This is a genomic window from Bradyrhizobium sp. P2_E8 (assembly GCF_056403875.1).
Genome location: NZ_JBFUES010000037.1, coordinates 1 through 16,744 on the forward strand (window position 1 = coordinate 1; position 16,744 = coordinate 16,744).

At 65.1% G+C, this 16,744-nt stretch carries 14 protein-coding genes; 2 read left to right on the forward strand and 12 right to left on the reverse strand.

The features are described 5' to 3' along the window. From AC1D00_RS03750 to AC1D00_RS03760, 3 genes are all read right to left on the reverse strand, one after another. A partial coding sequence (locus tag AC1D00_RS03750; protein ID WP_477009713.1) for a hypothetical protein occupies positions 1-693 on the reverse strand: 693 nt, incomplete at its 3' end. 47 nt (positions 694-740) lie between these two features. Beyond that, a complete protein-coding gene (locus AC1D00_RS03755; protein ID WP_477009714.1) occupies positions 741-1,208 on the reverse strand; it encodes an N-acetyltransferase family protein in 468 nt (155 codons plus the stop codon). Positions 1,209-1,215: 7 nt separating this feature from the next. Beyond that, the gene (locus AC1D00_RS03760) at positions 1,216-2,142 is read right to left on the reverse strand and encodes a hydrogen peroxide-inducible genes activator (protein WP_027546825.1); all 927 of its coding nucleotides are present in this window, start codon (positions 2,140-2,142) and stop codon (positions 1,216-1,218) included. 114 nt (positions 2,143-2,256) lie between these two features. Between AC1D00_RS03760 and katG the strand changes: the two genes are divergently transcribed. After that, positions 2,257-4,422 carry a catalase/peroxidase HPI gene (gene katG / locus AC1D00_RS03765; RefSeq protein ID WP_477009715.1) on the forward strand — a complete coding sequence of 722 codons (2,166 nt, stop codon included), beginning with the start codon at positions 2,257-2,259 and terminating at the stop codon, positions 4,420-4,422. 111 nt (positions 4,423-4,533) lie between these two features. Here the strand turns inward: katG and pnp are convergent, their stop codons facing one another. The 8 genes from pnp to rimP form a co-directional block, all read right to left on the reverse strand. After that, a complete protein-coding gene (gene pnp, locus AC1D00_RS03770) occupies positions 4,534-6,696 on the reverse strand; it encodes a polyribonucleotide nucleotidyltransferase (protein WP_477009716.1) in 2,163 nt (720 codons plus the stop codon). A gap of 377 nt (positions 6,697-7,073) precedes the next feature. Beyond that, positions 7,074-7,343, reverse strand: coding sequence for a 30S ribosomal protein S15 (rpsO, locus tag AC1D00_RS03775; protein WP_477009717.1), 270 nt, complete (start codon positions 7,341-7,343; stop codon positions 7,074-7,076). A gap of 2 nt (positions 7,344-7,345) precedes the next feature. Then, positions 7,346-8,464 (reverse strand): tRNA pseudouridine(55) synthase TruB, encoded by a 1,119-nt coding sequence (truB, locus tag AC1D00_RS03780; protein ID WP_477009718.1) that lies wholly within the window; start codon positions 8,462-8,464, stop codon positions 7,346-7,348. Further along, positions 8,461-8,895, reverse strand: coding sequence for a 30S ribosome-binding factor RbfA (gene rbfA / locus AC1D00_RS03785; RefSeq protein ID WP_477009719.1), 435 nt, complete (start codon positions 8,893-8,895; stop codon positions 8,461-8,463). Before rbfA ends, truB begins: the two co-directional genes overlap by 4 nt. Positions 8,896-9,050: 155 nt before the next feature. Further along, on the reverse strand, positions 9,051-11,756 hold the full coding sequence (gene infB, locus AC1D00_RS03790) for a translation initiation factor IF-2 (protein WP_477009720.1): 2,706 nt from the start codon (positions 11,754-11,756) through the stop codon (positions 9,051-9,053). A gap of 70 nt (positions 11,757-11,826) precedes the next feature. Further along, positions 11,827-12,510, reverse strand: a complete 684-nt coding sequence (locus AC1D00_RS03795; RefSeq protein ID WP_135175155.1) for an RNA-binding protein — start codon at positions 12,508-12,510, stop codon at positions 11,827-11,829. Between the two features lie 23 nt (positions 12,511-12,533). After that, complete coding sequence (nusA, locus tag AC1D00_RS03800; protein ID WP_135175154.1) at positions 12,534-14,144, reverse strand: transcription termination factor NusA; 1,611 nt, start codon at positions 14,142-14,144, stop codon at positions 12,534-12,536. 2 nt (positions 14,145-14,146) lie between these two features. Next, a complete protein-coding gene (gene rimP / locus AC1D00_RS03805) occupies positions 14,147-14,902 on the reverse strand; it encodes a ribosome maturation factor RimP (protein ID WP_477009721.1) in 756 nt (251 codons plus the stop codon). A gap of 361 nt (positions 14,903-15,263) precedes the next feature. Here rimP and AC1D00_RS03810 point away from each other — a divergent pair, with 361 nt between their 5' ends. Next, positions 15,264-16,346: a DUF2336 domain-containing protein gene (locus AC1D00_RS03810; RefSeq protein WP_404551491.1), complete on the forward strand. Its 1,083-nt coding sequence runs from the start codon at positions 15,264-15,266 to the stop codon at positions 16,344-16,346. Positions 16,347-16,399: 53 nt separating this feature from the next. Here the strand turns inward: AC1D00_RS03810 and trmB are convergent. Beyond that, positions 16,400-16,744 (reverse strand): tRNA (guanine(46)-N(7))-methyltransferase TrmB (gene trmB / locus AC1D00_RS03815; protein WP_477009722.1); only part of this gene is annotated, 345 nt, incomplete at its 5' end.

A 16,744-nucleotide genomic window follows, 5' to 3' on the forward strand; every position in this document is an offset into this window, starting at 1 on the left:
CATCATGGGTTCGTCATTCGTTGACGCCACGGCCTTCTTGACGACCTCGAACGACTGTCCGTCGTACACGGTGATATAAGTCAGCGCGAACAGGAACGTGCGTCGCTTGATAGGGCTGCCCCATTTCACGATGCCAAACCCTTCGACGGATTGGTTGGTGTTGCTGAAGCCGTTCTGGAATCTCTCGATCAGGACATAGAGCTGGCATTTGGCGCCTGCCGCGCTCTGCTGAACGAATTCCTGTCGCTCCGGGTTTCGCCTCAGCATCGGCGAACCCGATTCACCCGCACGTGCCCAGGCGCTCGGCGAATACGCTAGGCGCCTGACGGATTTGCCGGACGCGGCCGCGCGAACCCGCGACATGACGATGTCATCAAGTCCCCAGCCATCGATCGCAACGGGCGCGTACTCGTTGCCGAACATGGTGAAGCCAACCTGCTGAACACCGAACCGACTGCCGACGACGGAAATGAGGCCAATCGCGCACGGTCCCGCGTCCGCAGCGGCGGGCAGTTTGGAACTCGGGGCGGTTTTCGGCGTGACGCTCTTGGCTGGCCGAGCCGGTGATGGAGCGGATTGGGCCGCCGCGCCTGCGATGAGCCCGAACAGGAAGATCGTAGTCAAGCAGATGCGAAACATGGGGCGGCTGATGCGGGTTGCGGCTTCCAGGATGTTCTCGTCGACGTGAGACATCTACTAGAGCGCGCCGATGACAACCGCAAGGTGAAGACCCGGTCTTCCTACCTGCCGCTGGGTCGTGGCCGCTTCCACCGGTAGCACTTCATCACGAACCCGTTCGACGGTTCAACCTCTTCCTTCTCGAACACAAAACCCTCGCGCTCATACCAGCGCCAGGCCTTTTCGTTCTCGCGGACGCAGCGCAGGTACATCTCGTCGGGCATTTGCGTGCGTGTGAAGGCGAGCAACTGCCGGCCGAGCGATTGGCCCTGGTAGGCGGGCCCGACGAAAAGCATGTCGAGATAGCGTTTTGGCAGATGCAGCGCCAGCATGGCGGCGATCGTGCCGTTGTCGTCGGCGACGAACAGGCTCCAGCCGTTCTCGATCTCGCGCCTGATGCGTGCGCGCAGGTTTGCCAGCAGGAATTCACTCGCCTCGGCAAGGCCGGTCGAGACCCAGCTTTCCATCCAGACGCGGCCGATCTCGTCATATTCGTCGGCGCGGGCGGGGCGGATGACGGGATGCAACATCGAGGCTTCAGGCCCGCTGATTGCGCACGGATGGCCGTGTCCGCACCTTGCCGGCCGACAGGCACACCACCTCGGAAATCTGGAGCAGCTGCCGCGCCAGCGGGCTGGTCTTGCGCCAGACCATGCCGATGGTGCGCGAGGGCTGCGGGTCGCGAAAGCGCGTCAGCGAGACCGAGGCCGATCGCGTCTCCACCGGCACCGCCATCTCCGGGATCAAGGTGACCCCGATGCCGGCGCTGACCATCTGGACCAGCGTCGACAGCGAATTCGCATCCAGCATCTCGCGCGGCGGCGCCGACTGCATGTTGCAGAACGACAGCGCCTGGTCGCGAAAGCAGTGTCCCTCCTCGAGCAGCAGGAGCCGCATCTCCCGCATCATCTCGCGCGAGGGTGCGGGCGTTCCCTCATCCGCGCCCGGCCGCACCAGCAGGAATTTTTCCTCGAACAGGGCGACCTCGGTGAGCGAGGACTCGGACACAGGCAGCGCGACGATGGCGGTGTCGAGCCGGCCTTCGACCAGTTCCTGGATCARCCGCGGCGTCATCGTCTCGCGCACGCGGATGTCGAGTTCCGGATGCATGCGCGTGAGATTCTTGGTGATCTTGGGCAGCAGGTAGGGCGCGATCGTCGGGATCATGCCGATGCGCAGGCGGCCGGCGAAGCGGTCCTGCGACGCCCGCGCGAAATCGCCGAGTTCATCGACCGAGCGCAGGATGTCGCGGACGCGCGGCGCGAGCTCTTCGCCGAACCGCGTCAGCGCGACCTGCCGGGCGGTACGCTCCAGCAGCAGGCCGCCGAGCGCTTCCTCCAGTTCCTTGATCTGCATCGACAGGGCCGGCTGCGAGATCGAGCTCGCCTCCGCCGCGCGCCCGAAATGCCCGTGACGCGCCAGCGCGTCGAAATACCGGAGCTGGCGCATCGTCACGTTGACCATCAGAAAATCCTATCGCAGCGATCACTAAAGTCAACTTCCCCTGATGGAATGCGGGGCTTAGAGTGGTTCTACCTGGTCAAAGGCGCGAGTTCGACGCCACCAGAGGAGGTATTCATGGACGACACTTCGAAGTGCCCGTTTTCGGGTGGAAAACGCGCGCCGGCAAACCGCGATTGGTGGCCGACCCAGCTCAGCATCGAGATGCTGCACAAGAATTCCGGCCTGTCCGACCCGATGGGCAAGGAATTCGACTACGCCAAGGAATTCAAGACGCTCGACCTGAACGCAGTCATCAAGGACCTGACCGCCTTGATGACGGACTCGCAGGAGTGGTGGCCCGCCGACTTCGGTCATTATGGCGGCCTGATGATCCGCATGGCCTGGCACAGCGCGGGCACCTACCGCATCACCGACGGGCGCGGTGGCGCCGGGGCCGGTCAGCAGCGTTTCGCGCCGCTCAACAGCTGGCCAGACAACGCCAATCTCGACAAGGCGCGCCGGCTGCTCTGGCCGATCAAGCAGAAATACGGCCGCAAGATCTCCTGGGCCGATTTGATGGTGCTTGCCGGCAACGTCGCGCTGGAGTCGATGGGCTTCAAGACCTTCGGTTTCGCCGGCGGCCGCGCCGACGTCTGGGAGCCGGAAGAGCTCTATTGGGGTCCGGAAGGCACCTGGCTGGGCGATGAGCGCTACAGCGGCGAACGCCAGCTCGCCGAGCCGCTCGGCGCGGTGCAGATGGGCCTCATCTACGTCAATCCGGAAGGCCCGAACGGCAAGCCGGACCCGATCGCCGCGGCCAAGGACATCCGCGAGACCTTCTTCCGCATGGCGATGAATGACGAGGAAACCGTCGCGCTGATCGCCGGCGGTCATACCTTCGGCAAGACCCATGGTGCGGGCGATCCGTCGCTGGTCGGACCGGAACCGGAAGCGGGCGCACTCGAGGATCAGGGCCTCGGCTGGAAGAGCAAGCACGCCTCGGGCCTGGCGGGCGATTCCATCACCAGCGGTCTCGAGGTGACGTGGACGACGACGCCGACGAAGTGGAGCAACAACTTCTTCGAGAACCTGTTCAAGTACGAATGGGAGCTGACGAAGAGCCCGGGCGGTGCGAACCAGTGGACGGCCAAGGGCGCCGACGCGATCATTCCCGACGCCTTCGACAAGTCGAAGAAGCATCGGCCGACGATGCTGACGACCGACCTCTCGCTGCGCCTCGATCCGGCCTATGAGAAGATCTCGCGGCGTTTCCTCGAGAACCCCGATCAGTTCGCGGACGCCTTCGCCCGCGCCTGGTTCAAGCTCACCCACCGCGACATGGGTCCGATCGTCCGCTATCTCGGCCCGCTGGTGCCGAAGGAAACGCTGATCTGGCAGGATCCGATCCCGGCCGTGAATCACGAACTGGTCAGCGATCAGGACATCGCTGCGCTGAAGACCAAGATCCTGGCCTCGGGCCTCTCGGTGCCGGAGCTGGTCTCGACGGCGTGGGCGTCGGCATCGACGTTCCGCGGCTCGGACAAGCGCGGCGGCGCCAACGGCGCGCGCATTCGTCTCAGCCCCCAGAAGGACTGGGAGGTGAACCAGCCGGCTCAGCTCTCGAAGGTCCTCGGCAAGCTCGAAGCGATCCAGAAGGAGTTCAACGCCTCGGCCGGCGCGAAGAAGGTCTCGCTCGCCGACCTGATCGTCCTCGGCGGCACCGCCGCGGTCGAGAAGGCCGCGAAGGACGCCGGCGTCGACGTCAAGGTCGCGTTCACGCCGGGCCGTATGGATGCCTCGCAGGAGCAGACCGACGTGGCGTCCTTCGCGCCGCTGGAGCCGCGGGTCGATGGCTTCCGCAACTACAACAGCAAGAAGCATCAGTTCCTGCAGCAGGAAGAAGCGCTCGTCGATCGCGCGCAGCTTTTGAAGCTCACCGGACCTGAGTTGACCGTGCTGGTCGGCGGCCTGCGCGTGCTCGGCGCCAATGCGAACGGTTCGAAGCATGGCGTTCTCACCGCGAAGGTGGGCACGCTGAGCAACGACTTCTTCGTCAACCTGCTCGACATGAGCGCGCAGTGGACGCCGGCGGCCGACGGCACCTACGAGGCTCGCGACCGCAAGACCAACGCGGTGAAGGGGACCGGTACGCGCGCCGATCTCATCTTCGGCGCGCACTCGCAGCTTCGCGCCTACGCCGAGGTCTATGCCACGTCGGACTCCAAGGAGCAGTTCGTCAAGGACTTCGCCAAGGCCTGGACCAAGGTGATGAACCTCGACCGGTTCGATCTCGCGGCCTGAGTCGGTGCCCTCTCCCGCTTGCGGGAGAGGGCACGCATTTCGCCCGGAGCGAACCCAAACAAAAAGGGCGGCCTTTCGGCCGCCCTTTCGTGTTTCTGATGGTACGAGAACTTACTCGCCGGCCGCTTCGCGCGGGGCCTTCTCGCCCTCGGCGGTCTTGTCCTTGGCCTCGAGGTCCTCGCCGGTGGTCTGGTCGACCACCTTCATCGAGAGGCGGGTCTTGCCGCGGTCGTCGAAGCCGAGCAGCTTGACCTTGACCTTGTCGCCTTCCTTGACGACGTCGGAGGTCTTCTGCACGCGCGCCGAAGCGAGCTGGCTGATGTGAACGAGGCCGTCCTTGGAGCCGAAGAAGTTCACGAAGGCGCCGAACTCCATCACCTTGACGACGGTGCCGTCATAGATCTGGCCGACTTCCGGCTCGGACGCGATCGACTTGATCCACTTGATCGCGGCCTTCATCGCCTCGCCGTCGCTGGAGGCGACCTTCACGGTGCCGTCGTCCTCGATGTTGACCTTGGCGCCGGTCTTCTCGACGATCTCGCGGATCACCTTGCCGCCGGTGCCGATCACTTCGCGGATCTTGTCGGTCGGGATCTTGAAGGTCTCGATGCGCGGCGCGTATTCGCCGAGCTCGGCGCGGGCGTTGGTGAGCGCCTTGGCCATCTCGCCGAGGATGTGGATACGCCCATCCTTGGCCTGGCCGAGCGCGACCTTCATGATCTCCTCGGTGATGCCCTCGATCTTGATGTCCATCTGGAGCGAGGTGATGCCCGATTCCGTGCCGGCGACCTTGAAGTCCATGTCGCCGAGATGATCCTCGTCACCGAGGATGTCGGAGAGAACCGCAAAGCGCTTGTCTTCGAGGATCAGGCCCATCGCGATGCCCGCGGTCGGCCGCTTCAGCGGCACGCCGGCGTCCATCAGCGCGAGCGAGGCGCCGCAGACCGAAGCCATCGACGAGGAGCCGTTGGATTCGGTGATCTCGGAGACCACGCGGATCGTGTACGGAAACTCGTGATGCGGCGGCAGCACCGGGTGGATCGCGCGCCAGGCGAGCTTGCCGTGGCCGATCTCGCGGCGCTTGGTGCCGCCGAGGCGACCGGTCTCACCGACCGAGTAGGGGGGGAAGTTGTAGTGCAGCAGGAACGTCTCTTTGTACGTTCCCGACAGCGCGTCGATGTACTGCTCGTCCTCGCCGGTGCCGAGCGTGGTCACGACCATCGCCTGGGTCTCGCCGCGGGTGAACAGCGCCGAGCCGTGAGCGCGTGGCAGCACGCCGACTTCGGCGACGATGTTGCGCACGGTCTTGCTGTCGCGGCCGTCGATGCGCTTGCCGGTGTCGAGGATGTTCCAGCGAACGATCTTGGCCTCGAGCTCCTTGAACACGCCGGCGATGCGCAGCTTGTCGTATTTCGGCTCCTGCCCTTCGGGGAAATAATGGGCGATCACCTTTTCCTTGACCTTGCCGACCGCGGCGTAGCGATCCTGCTTGACCGGAATGGCGTAGGCGGCGCGCAGTTCCTGCTCGACCAGGCCGAGCATTTCCTTCTCGAGCGCGGCATTGTCGATGACGGTGACTTCGCGCGGCTCCTTGGCGGCCTTCTCGGCGAGCTCGATGATCGCGTTGATCACCGGCTGGAAGTGGCGGTGACCGAACATCACGGCGCCGAGCATGATGTCTTCGTTCAGCTCCTTGGCTTCCGATTCCACCATCAGCACGGCGTCGGCGGTGCCGGCGACGACGAGGTCGAGCTGGGTGTCGACCATCTCGTCGAGCGTCGGGTTGAGCACGTATTCGTCATTGACGAAGCCGACGCGCGCGGCGCCGATAGGACCCTTGAAGGGAGCGCCGGACAGGGTCAGCGCGGCGGACGATGCCACCAGCGCGACGATGTCGGGATCGTTCTCCATGTCGTGCGACAGCACGGTGGCGATCACCTGGGTCTCGTTGCGCCAGCCATCGACGAACAGCGGACGGATCGGACGGTCGATCAGGCGGGAGACCAGCGTCTCCTTCTCGGTCGGACGGCCCTCGCGCTTGAAATAGCCGCCGGGAATGCGGCCCGCGGCGTAGGTCTTCTCCTGGTAGTCGACGGTCAGCGGCAGGAAGTCGACGCCTTCGCGCGGCGCCTTTGCCGCGACGACGGTGGCGAGCACCACGGTCTCGCCATAGGTGGCGACGACGGCGCCGTCGGCCTGGCGGGCGATCTTGCCGGTTTCGAGCTTGAGAGGGCGTCCGCCCCAGTCGATCTCGACTGAATGCTTATTGAACATAGAGGTCTTCTTTCATGGGTTCTCGAAACGAGGGACGCTTCGAAAAACAAAAACCATGCGCAAGATTGCGGGACGCTGATCGGAGCGGATGATCAGCGTCCTGCGATCCTGCCATGGTTTTTGGAATTCGGATGGCGTCCATCCTTTCGGGTCATACAGGCGCCTTGCCCGTTGTGCCCAGCCGCCGGATTGCTGCTGGACTGTCAGTCGGCACGAACGCGAACACCGAACCGCGGTCTTCGCCGATCATGCCCCGGATGCTAGCCGTCAACGGCTTGCACCCGACGCGCACGCAGCCTCGATCAAAAACCTTTAAACAAACGCTTTCGTTCGAAACCACGCGCGAAAACGCGCGCCAGTGGCGCGCGCAGGAACACTTAACGACGAATGTTGTGCTTCTCGAGAAGCGCCTTGTAGCGCGCCTCGTCCCTCTTCTTGAGGTAGTCGAGGAGCGAGCGGCGGGTCGAGACCAGCTTCAAGAGGCCGCGACGCGAATGGTTGTCCTTCACGTGGGTCTTGAAATGGTTGGTGAGGTTGTTGATGCGTTCCGACAGGATCGCGACCTGAACCTCGGGCGAGCCGGTGTCGCCGGCCTTGGTGGCATTCGTCTTGATGACTTCCGCTTTGCGTTYTGCGGCAATCGACATCGTCAATTTCTCTCGTTGCGACCGGGGCTGGCAGTCAGGCCGGTCAGGTTGAACACACGCTTGGGGATGATTTCGCCATTGCCGACTTCGGCAAGCGCCAAAAGGCGGCCTGCCACCGTGACATAGACTGTGCCGCTACAAGTGGGCGCATCCCGTCCGCGCAACAAAACGGCCTGGCCCCGATGGAGCCTTGCCGCATCAGCCCGAGTGACGGCCAGTGCCGGGATGTCGTCCAGCGCGGTCTCAACGGGCAAAAGCGCGTCGGCGAGGCTTCCCTCGCCGGACGCGGCTCTATCGCACAAAGCCTCCAACTGATCCAGCGGAATCATGTCGTTTTCGCCAAAAGGGCCGACCAGGGTCCGCCGCAGCGCGCAGATATGGCCGTAAGTGCCCAGAATCCGGCCCATATCGCGGGCGAGGGCGCGGACATAGGTGCCCTTGCCGCACTCGGCCTCGAACACGGCCCGGTCGTTATCCGGTTGATCCACAAGGGTTAATTGGTGAATCTCGACCGGGCGGGGAGCCAGTTCCACGATCTCTCCGTCGCGGGCGAGGTCATAGGCGCGCTCGCCCTGGACCTTGATCGCGGAATAGCGCGGCGGGATCTGCTCGATCACCCCGGTGAAGCGGGGCAAGAGCGCCAGGATGGCCTCCCGGGTCGGGCGCTGGTCGGAGGTCGCGGTGACCCGGCCCTCGATGTCGTCGGTGTCGCGCTCCTCGCCCCAGCACACGGTGAACTGGTAGCGCTTGCGGCCGTCCATGACGAAGGGAACCGTCTTGGTGGCTTCGCCGAGCGCGATCGGCAGGCCGCCGGAAGCGAGCGGATCGAGCGTGCCGGCGTGGCCGGCGCGCTTGGCGTTGAACAGGCGCTTGAGCACGGCGACGGCCTGCGTCGAGGTCATGCCGATCGGCTTGTCGAGCACGACCCAGCCGTGGACGTCGCGGCGGTCGCGGCGAACCTGGTTGCCCTTCTGCTGCCTGGCRCGGGGATCGTTGTTGACGCGGCGCGGCTCCTGGTGCGGCTGAGAATTGCCGCCCATGTCCGCAAAATTATTTTTCTGCACGTCGCGCTGATCGGCCTCTTCACCGCCGATCGTGCCGTGAGCCGGGTCCATCGTCATTGCTCTTCTTCCCGATCCGAATCCGGATCCTGTTCCAGGTCCTTCTGCACCGCAGGTGTTCGCAAAAGCTTCTCGATCCGTTCCGCTTCGTCGAATYGCTCGTCGACGCGGAAGCGAACGTCAGGTGCAAATTTCAGGTTAACGCGCCGCGCGACTTCGCCGCGAAGGAATTTCTTGTTGCGTTCGAGCGCAGCAATGACGACCTCGGTGTCGTGGCCACCGAGCGGCATCACGTAGATTGTCGCGAGCTTCAGGTCGGGCGACATCCGCACCTCCGGCACGGTGATGATGTGACCTTCGAGGTCCGCATCATGCACGTTGCCTTGCGCCAGAATCTCGGCCATCGCATGGCGAACCTGTTCGCCGACGCGCAACTGGCGTTGCGAGCCTCCGCCTGGCGCGGAACTCTTCTTTTGATGGTGGYGGGGCATGGTCTGAAAATCACCTCGTCATGCCCGTGTTTGGGACACGAGCATTGTCATTTGTCCTGTTGAAACGAAGAGGCGTGGATGGCCGGAAAAATCCGGCCATCTCACTCCCGCTATTTCAGTTCAAAAAGATCCGGGCGCTTCGGTAAGATTTGGACTTACAGGGAGCGCTGGATCGTCTCCACGCGATAACACTCGATCACGTCACCGGCACGCATGTCGTGATAGTTCTCGAAGGCCATGCCGCATTCCTGACCGGACTGGACTTCCTTCACTTCGTCCTTGAAGCGCTTCAGCGTCGACAGCTTGCCTTCGTGCACGACGACGTTGTCGCGGATCAGGCGCACATTGGCGCCGCGTTCCACGGTGCCGTCGGTGACGCGGCAGCCGGCGACCTTGCYGACCTTGGAGATGTTGAAGATCTCCAGGATCGCGGCATTGCCGAGCATGGTTTCACGCAAGGTCGGCGCGAGCAGACCACTCATCGCCTTCTTCACGTCGTCCACGAGGTCGTAGATGATGTTGTAGTAGCGGATCTCGATGCCGTTGCGCTTGGCGGCCGCAGCGGCTTCCTTGTTGGCACGAACCGAGAAGCCGATGATCGCGGCGTTGAAGCCTTCCGCGAGCGTCACGTCCGACTCCGAAATACCGCCGACGCCGGCATGCAGGATGCGGGCGGCGACTTCGTCAGTGCCGAGCTTCTCCAGCGAGCCGAGGATCGCTTCCAGCGAGCCCTGCACGTCGGCCTTGATGATCAGCGGGAACTCCTTGCGGCCCGCCGTCTTCAGCTGCGACATCATCTGCTCGAGCGAGCCGCGCATGCCGGAGATCGAGGCTGCCGCGTTCTCGCGCTTCTGGTGCGCGCGGTAGCTCGTGACCTGGCGGGCGCGGGCTTCGTTCTCGACGACGGCGAGGCGATCGCCGGCTTCCGGCGGACCGTTGAAGCCGAGCACCTCGACCGGCACCGACGGACCCGCTTCCTGCACCGTCTCGCCCTGGTCCGAGATCAGCGCACGAACGCGGCCCATCTCGGCGCCGGCAACGATGATGTCGCCGACACGGAGCGTGCCGCGCTGGACCAGCACGGTCGCGACCGGGCCACGGCCGCGGTCGAGCTTGGCCTCGATCACGGTGCCTTCGGCCGGGCGCTCCGAATTGGTCTTCAGGTCGAGGATGTCGGCCTGCAGCGCGATCATCTCGAGCAGCTTGTCGAGATTGGTCTTGTTCTTGGCGGACACCTCGACGTCGACGACGTCGCCGCCGAAGGATTCCACCTGCACTTCGTGCTGGAGCAGCTCGGTGCGCACGCGCTCGGGCCTGGCATCGGGCTTGTCGATCTTGTTGATGGCAACGATGATCGGCACCCGCGCCGCCTTGGCGTGGTTGATGGCTTCGACGGTCTGCGGCATCACGCCGTCATCGGCAGCGACCACCAGCACGACGATGTCGGTGACCTTGGCGCCGCGGGCGCGCATCGCGGTGAACGCGGCGTGGCCGGGCGTGTCGATGAAGGTGATCTTCTTGCCGCTTTCGGGCGACACCACCTGATAGGCGCCGATATGCTGGGTGATGCCGCCGGCTTCGCCGGAGACCACGTTGGCGTGACGGAGCGCGTCGAGCAGCGAGGTCTTGCCGTGGTCGACGTGACCCATCACGGTCACCACGGGCGAACGCGTCTCGGTGTCGGTGGAATCGTCGACCTGGTCGAACAGACCCTCTTCGACGTCCGACGCGGCGACGCGCTTGACGGTATGACCGAGCTCTTCGGCGATCAGCTGCGCGGTGTCGGCGTCGATCACGTCGGTGATCTTGTGCATCGCGCCCTGCTTCATCAGCATGCGGATGACGTCGACCGCGCGCTCGGCCATGCGGTTGGCGAGCTCCTGGATCGTGATCGCTTCCGGAATGACCACCTCGCGAATGAGCTTTTCCTTCGGCTCGTTCGAGGCGTGGCCCTTCAGACGCTGGGTGCGGCGGCGGAACGAGGCGATCGAGCGCTCGCGCACCTCGTCGGCGTTGAGCGCAGTGACGACGGTGAGGCGGCCGCGCTCTTTCTGCGGGCCGGGCTTGTGCGTGGTCTTGGGCGGGGGCGCGGGACGCGCGGCGCCGCCGGGACCGCGACGGATCTGGCGCGGTGCCTCGTCCTCATCCGGTTCGGCCGCAACTGCGGGGCCGCGACCTGCCGGTGCACCCGGACGCTGCGCGGTCGTCGTTGCAGGACGCGCCGTCGTTGTTCCCGGGCGGGTCGTCGTGGTTCCGGGCCGGGCCACGGGGGCGCCGGGCCGCGGCGCAGGCGCGGCCGGTGCCGCGGTCGCGGGACGCGCGGCCGATGCCGGCTGCTCGCCTTCGCCAAAACGCTTCTTGGCCTCGGTCTCGGCCTTCCGCTTGGCTTCGTCCTCGTGGCGATGGCGCTCGTCCTCGGCCTTGCGGCGGGCTTCGGCGGCTTCGCGCTCGGCGCGTTCGGCGGCCTCGCGGACAGCGCGGCGCTGGGCCTCTTCCTCGGCCTGGCGGCGTTCCTCGACTTCGCGCAGCTTGGCATCGGCCAGCGCGCTGGCACGGGCCGAACGCTCGTCCTCGGTCAGGGTACGCAGCACCACGCCGGAACCGGCGTTGCGCGGCTGGGCGGGCGGAGCGGGGCGCGACGGAGCTGGCGCGGCCGGTGCCGGCTTTGCAACAACCGTGGGAGCCTGCGGCTCGGGGCTGCCGTCGATACGGCGCTTGCCGCGCTTCTCGACCACGACCTGCTTGCTGCGGCCATGGCTGAAGCTCTGGCGCACAGTGCCCGTTTCGACGCGCGGCTTGAGCGTTAGCGTCTTGCTCGGAACGCTCAGCTTCTTGTCGTCAGGGGTCTTGGTATCAACCATTCAGCAGTCCTAATCCTGATCTGTTAGCGTTGTGCGTTGCCGCACAGTCCTATCGGGTCGTCGTTGTCTCTCAGAAATCCTGGCCGGGCTTTTCGGCAGTCTTGTCATCGTCCGCCATCCGGTATCGGACCAGCATCTGGCTACGTGACAGGAATGACCTGCTCGCCGGGCCCGCGAGCAGGGCAGCATGTATCACATTTGACCGGGTCAGTGCCAAATCCAATTCTATCGATTTCAGTACCGTCACGACGGGAATCTGCGGCTTGGCGCCGCGATTTCCGGCATTTTGACGCGCCAGCATGTCCAATTTGCGGATTCCGTCCGCGGCCCCGTCGCTGGCGTGGATCAGGACCTCGACCGTGCCTTCGCGCAGGGCGCTCTCGACCTTGCCGAAGCCGGCCACGATCTGGCCCGCCTTGGCGGCGATCCCAAGGGCTTCCGTCACGCTCCGGACCAGGAGCGCCTCGATGTCGGCGGGAAGCGTCTGAGGGGTGCGCAGCTCGCGCTTGAAGGCCTTGTTAAATTGGTGACGCCGTACGGCTTCCGCAACCACCTCGCGCGAGGCAGTGATCCACATGCCGCGTCCGGGCAGCTTGCGCTTGAGATCGGGAACTATGTCGCCCTGGGGCGATACAACGAAACGGATCAGCTCGTCGATCGGCCGGACCTCGCGGCTGACCGCGCACATCCGCATGGTCGCGGACCTTTCGGTCCGCGGCCCATGGTCGAGATCGTGGTCAGTATCTGCGAGCATCCGAGGGACATTCTCCTTCGCCCTTAAGCCGGTTGATCTTCGGTCGCCTCAGCCTCTTCAGCGGGCTTGGCGAGATCGGCTTCGGTGATCCAGCCGGCCTTGACGCGAGCCTGCATGATCATCGCTTCGGCATCGTCACGGGAGATGTCGATACCGTCGAGCGCACCCGGATATTTGGTGGATTCGCCACCTTCCTTGCGCTCGGTCCAGCCGACCAGATCGTCGGTGGCGCAGCCGGCGAGGTCGTCGACGGTCTTGATGTCGTTCTCGCCGAACTTCACCAGCATCTTCGAGGTGACGCCGGGCACGTCCTTGAGAGCGTCCTCGACGCCGAGTTCCACGCGCTTGGCCTCGAGCTCGGCTTCCTGCTGATCGAGATATTCGCGGGCGCGGTTCTGGAGCTCCTGCGCGGTCTCCTCGTCAAAACCCTCGATGCCGGCGAGCTCCTTGATGTCGACCATCGCGAGTTCCTCGACCGAGGTGAAGCCTTCGGACGCGAGCAGCTGGCCGACCACCTCGTCGACGTTGAGCGATTCCATGAAGACGCGGGTGGAGTTCTCGAAGTCGGCCTGGCGGCGCTCCGATTCCTCCTGCTCGGTCAGGATGTCGATATCCCAGCCGGTGAGCTGCGAGGCCAGACGCACGTTCTGGCCGCGGCGGCCGATCGCCAGCGAGAGCTGGTTGTTGGTATCGGGCACGACGACCTCGATGCGCTCGCGGTCTTCGTCGATGACAACCTTGGAGACTTCGGCCGGCGCCAGCGCGTTGACCACGAAGGTCGCGATGTCGGGCGACCAGGGAATGATGTCGATCTTCTCGCCCTGCAATTCGTTCACCACCGCCTGCACGCGCGAGCCGCGCATGCCGACGCAGGCGCCGACCGGATCGACCGAGGAATCGCGGGAAATCACGCCGATTTTCGCGCGCGAGCCGGGATCGCGGGCAACCGCCTTGATCTCGACGATGCCGTCATAGATCTCGGGCACTTCCTGCGCGAACAGCTTCGCCATGAACTGCGGATGGGTGCGGGAGAGGAAGATCTGCGGGCCGCGGGTCTCGCGGCGGACGTCGAAGATGTAGGCGCGGACGCGGTCGCCGTTGCGGAACACCTCGCGCGGCAGCATCTCGTCGCGGCGGATGATGGCCTCGCCCCGGCCGAGATCCACGATCACGCTGCCATATTCGACGCGCTTGACGACGCCGTTGACGATGTCGCCGATGCGGTCCTTGAATTCCTGATATTGCCGGTCGCGCTCGGCCTCGCGCACCTTCTGCACGATCACCTGCTTGGCCGACTGCGCGGCGATGCGGCCATATTCCAGCGGCGGCAGGGTATCGGCGATGGTGTCGCCGACCTGGGCGCCGGGATTGGCGCGCTGCGCATCCACCAGCGAAATCTGGTTGGAGTGGTTTTCGACCTTCTCGACCACCAGCATGTGGCGCGACAGCCGCAGCTCGCCCTTCTTCGGGTCGATCTCGGCGTGAACGTCAGTCTCGCTGCCGTAGCGGGCCCGTGCCGCCTTGGCGATGGCGTCCTCCATCGCCGCGATGACGATGCCGCGGTCGATCGATTTCTCCCGCGCGACGGCATCGGCGATCTGGAGCAATTCAAGTCGATTGGCGCTGACTGCCATGGCTAGTCTCCTTCGTCAGGCTCGATCTCGCCGCGCCGCGCGCGTTCGGCGGCCAGGCGATGCTTCTTCGTGTTGGTCGGTGCCGGCTTCTTCTTAGGCTTGGTGTTCTTGGTCGTTTTTTCGCTGATTTTCGCGTGAGGCGCAGCCGGCGGCTCCAGGCCGAGATTGCGGCGCATCTCGCGCGCCGCGGCCTTGCCACGGCGCATCGATTCCGCGATCAGCTCATCGGTCAGCACCAGCCGGGCCTCGCTGATATCCTCCATCGTCAGGAGAACGTCGGGTTCTTCGGCCGCCTTGACGTCGTCGCGATGCAGATGCACGCGGTCGCCTTCGACAGGGCCGATCATGCCGCGGAAGCGCTTCCGCCCCTCATGGGCGACCGCCATCTCGACCTTCACCAGGTGCCCGGCATAGCGCTCGAAATCGGAGCGCCGCACCAGGGGGCGATCGATCCCCGGCGAGGAGATTTCCAGCCGGTAGGCGCGATCGATGGGGTCGGCGACGTCGAGCACGGGCGACAGCGCCCGCGAAATCGTCTCGCAATCCTCGATCTGCATCGAGCCGTCCGGGCGCTCGGCCATGATCTGCACGGTGCAGCCGGCTTCACCGGAGATGCGGATCCGCACCAGGCGGTAGCCCATGCCCTGGAGCACGGGCCCTGCCACCGCGGACACCCGTGCCGCGACGCCCGGCTCGACCACGAGCCTCGGCTCGGCCAGCAACTCGGCATCCGTGGAACCAGTGGTCGGTTCGGTCATATCCAGGGTCAAGGCGCTCGATGGTTAAGGCTTGGTTACGATTTCAAAGCCCGCTTCGGAACTCTCCCGACAGCTCGCCGGGCCGCATCTTCCGCCAAGCCGCGCTCAGGTAATAAAAAAGAGCGGGTCCTTTCGGGCCCACTCTCACTACGCGGATCGTATGAGAAGATGAATTGGCGCTGATATAGCCCTTTCCACCCTCCCGGACAAGGCCCATCGCAGGGCAGGCGAGGCTTTTTGCGCCATTCCGGCGGCCCCCCGCGCAACGCTTCCTTCATCAACGGGGCCTAAATTCCCTGATTGTGGGGCGGCTTGGACCAAGGGCGCACCCGCGGCGTGCCCTGTACGAGTTTGCGTTTTCATGACCGTTGCCACGTCGCTCATTCCCGGACTGGACGAAATCGTCAAACGCGGCGATCCCCGGCGTCGTGGCGAAATCGCGCGTGCCATCGCCGAACTGTTCTTCCAGGATCCGGACAAGCTCCGTCCCGAGCTCATCGATCTCTTCGACGATCTCCTGATCGATCTCGTGCCGCATGCCGAGCTCGCCTCGCGCGTCGATCTCGCCGAGCGCTTCTCGCGCCTGGACAACGCGCCGCGGCACCTGGTGAACCAGCTCGCGCGCGAAAACGAGATCATGGTGGCCGGCCCGGTGCTGCGCCGCTCGCCCGTGCTCGACGAAGCCGCCCTGGTCGAGATCGCGCGGCTGAAGGGCCAGGGGCATCTGCTGGCGATGACGGAGCGCCCCGCTCTGTCGTCCGTCGTCACCGACGTGCTGGTCGAGCGCGGCGATCGCGACGTGGTGCGTCGCGCCGCAGGCAATGCCGGCGCGGTGTTCTCGCCTGGCAGCTATTCCGAGCTGATCAAGCGTGCCGCGCAGGACGGCGTGCTGACGCTCAAGATCGGCCAGCGCAACGATCTTTCGGGCGAGCACCTGAAAGAGCTGCTCGACGGCACGCTCGACGTCATCCGCCGCCGTCTCTCCAGCGTGGTCAATCCCGTGCGCCAGGTCGAGATCAAGCGCGCCATGGCGGCCATCGAGGAGGCCGCGCTGCCGCCCGGGCCGCGCCGCGATTTCTCGGCGGCACAGCGCACGGTGCTCGCCTTGCATCGCGAGGGCCATCTCGGCGAGAGCGCGCTGCTCGGCTTTGCCAAGGCAGGCAAATACGAGGAAGCGATCGCCTCGCTCTCGGCGATGTCCGGCGTCCGCCTCTCGATCCTCGACCGCCTGATCGCGGGCGACCGCTACGATCCGATTCTGATCCTGGGGCGCGTGCTGAATCTCGGCTGGCCCACGGTGCGCGCGCTCATCCTGCTCTGGTACGGTCCGCATCGCGCGCCGGCCAATGCCGACATCGAGGCCGCCCGCATGAACTTCACGCGCCTGATGCCGACGACGGCGGAACGCGTCGTGAATTTCTGGCGCAACCGGCAGACGATCTAAGATTCTTTTGCTGGTCATTCCGGGTTCGCGCTCTGCGCGCCCCGGAACGACGATCATTGTCTTCTGAACCGCAAGTAAGCCGCCTTGCGACCCTCGCGCGCGGCCTTCCGGCCGTAGCGTGTCATCGTGTAGCCGTCCCAAGGCTGCCGGAAATCGTCGGCGCGCTCCGCAAGCCATTTGAAATCCGTCGAGCGCGCAAGATGCGACAGCGTCCAGGCGCAGTAATCGTCGATGTCGCAAACGAAGCGGAATTCGCCGCCGACCTTCAGCACGCGCGCCATTGCAGCGATGGTCCTGTCCTGGACGAAGCGCCGCTTCCAGTGCCGCCGCTTCGGCCAGGGATCCGGATGGATCAGGTCGATCCGCGACAGCGAGGCTGGCGGCAGCCAGGCCAGTAG

Bases quoted from the DNA above. Each gene is read 5' to 3' on its own strand.
- AC1D00_RS03755 (WP_477009714.1), bottom strand. From the start codon at position 1,208: ATGTTGCATCCCGTCATCCGCCCCGCCCGCGCCGACGAATATGACGAG.
- katG (WP_477009715.1), top strand. From the start codon at position 2,257: ATGGACGACACTTCGAAGTGCCCGTTTTCGGGTGGAAAACGCGCGCCG.
- pnp (WP_477009716.1), bottom strand. From the start codon at position 6,696: ATGTTCAATAAGCATTCAGTCGAGATCGACTGGGGCGGACGCCCTCTC.
- AC1D00_RS03795 (WP_135175155.1), bottom strand. From the start codon at position 12,510: ATGCTCGCAGATACTGACCACGATCTCGACCATGGGCCGCGGACCGAA.
- nusA (WP_135175154.1), bottom strand. From the start codon at position 14,144: ATGGCAGTCAGCGCCAATCGACTTGAATTGCTCCAGATCGCCGATGCC.
- rimP (WP_477009721.1), bottom strand. From the start codon at position 14,902: ATGACCGAACCGACCACTGGTTCCACGGATGCCGAGTTGCTGGCCGAG.
- AC1D00_RS03810 (WP_404551491.1), top strand. From the start codon at position 15,264: ATGACCGTTGCCACGTCGCTCATTCCCGGACTGGACGAAATCGTCAAA.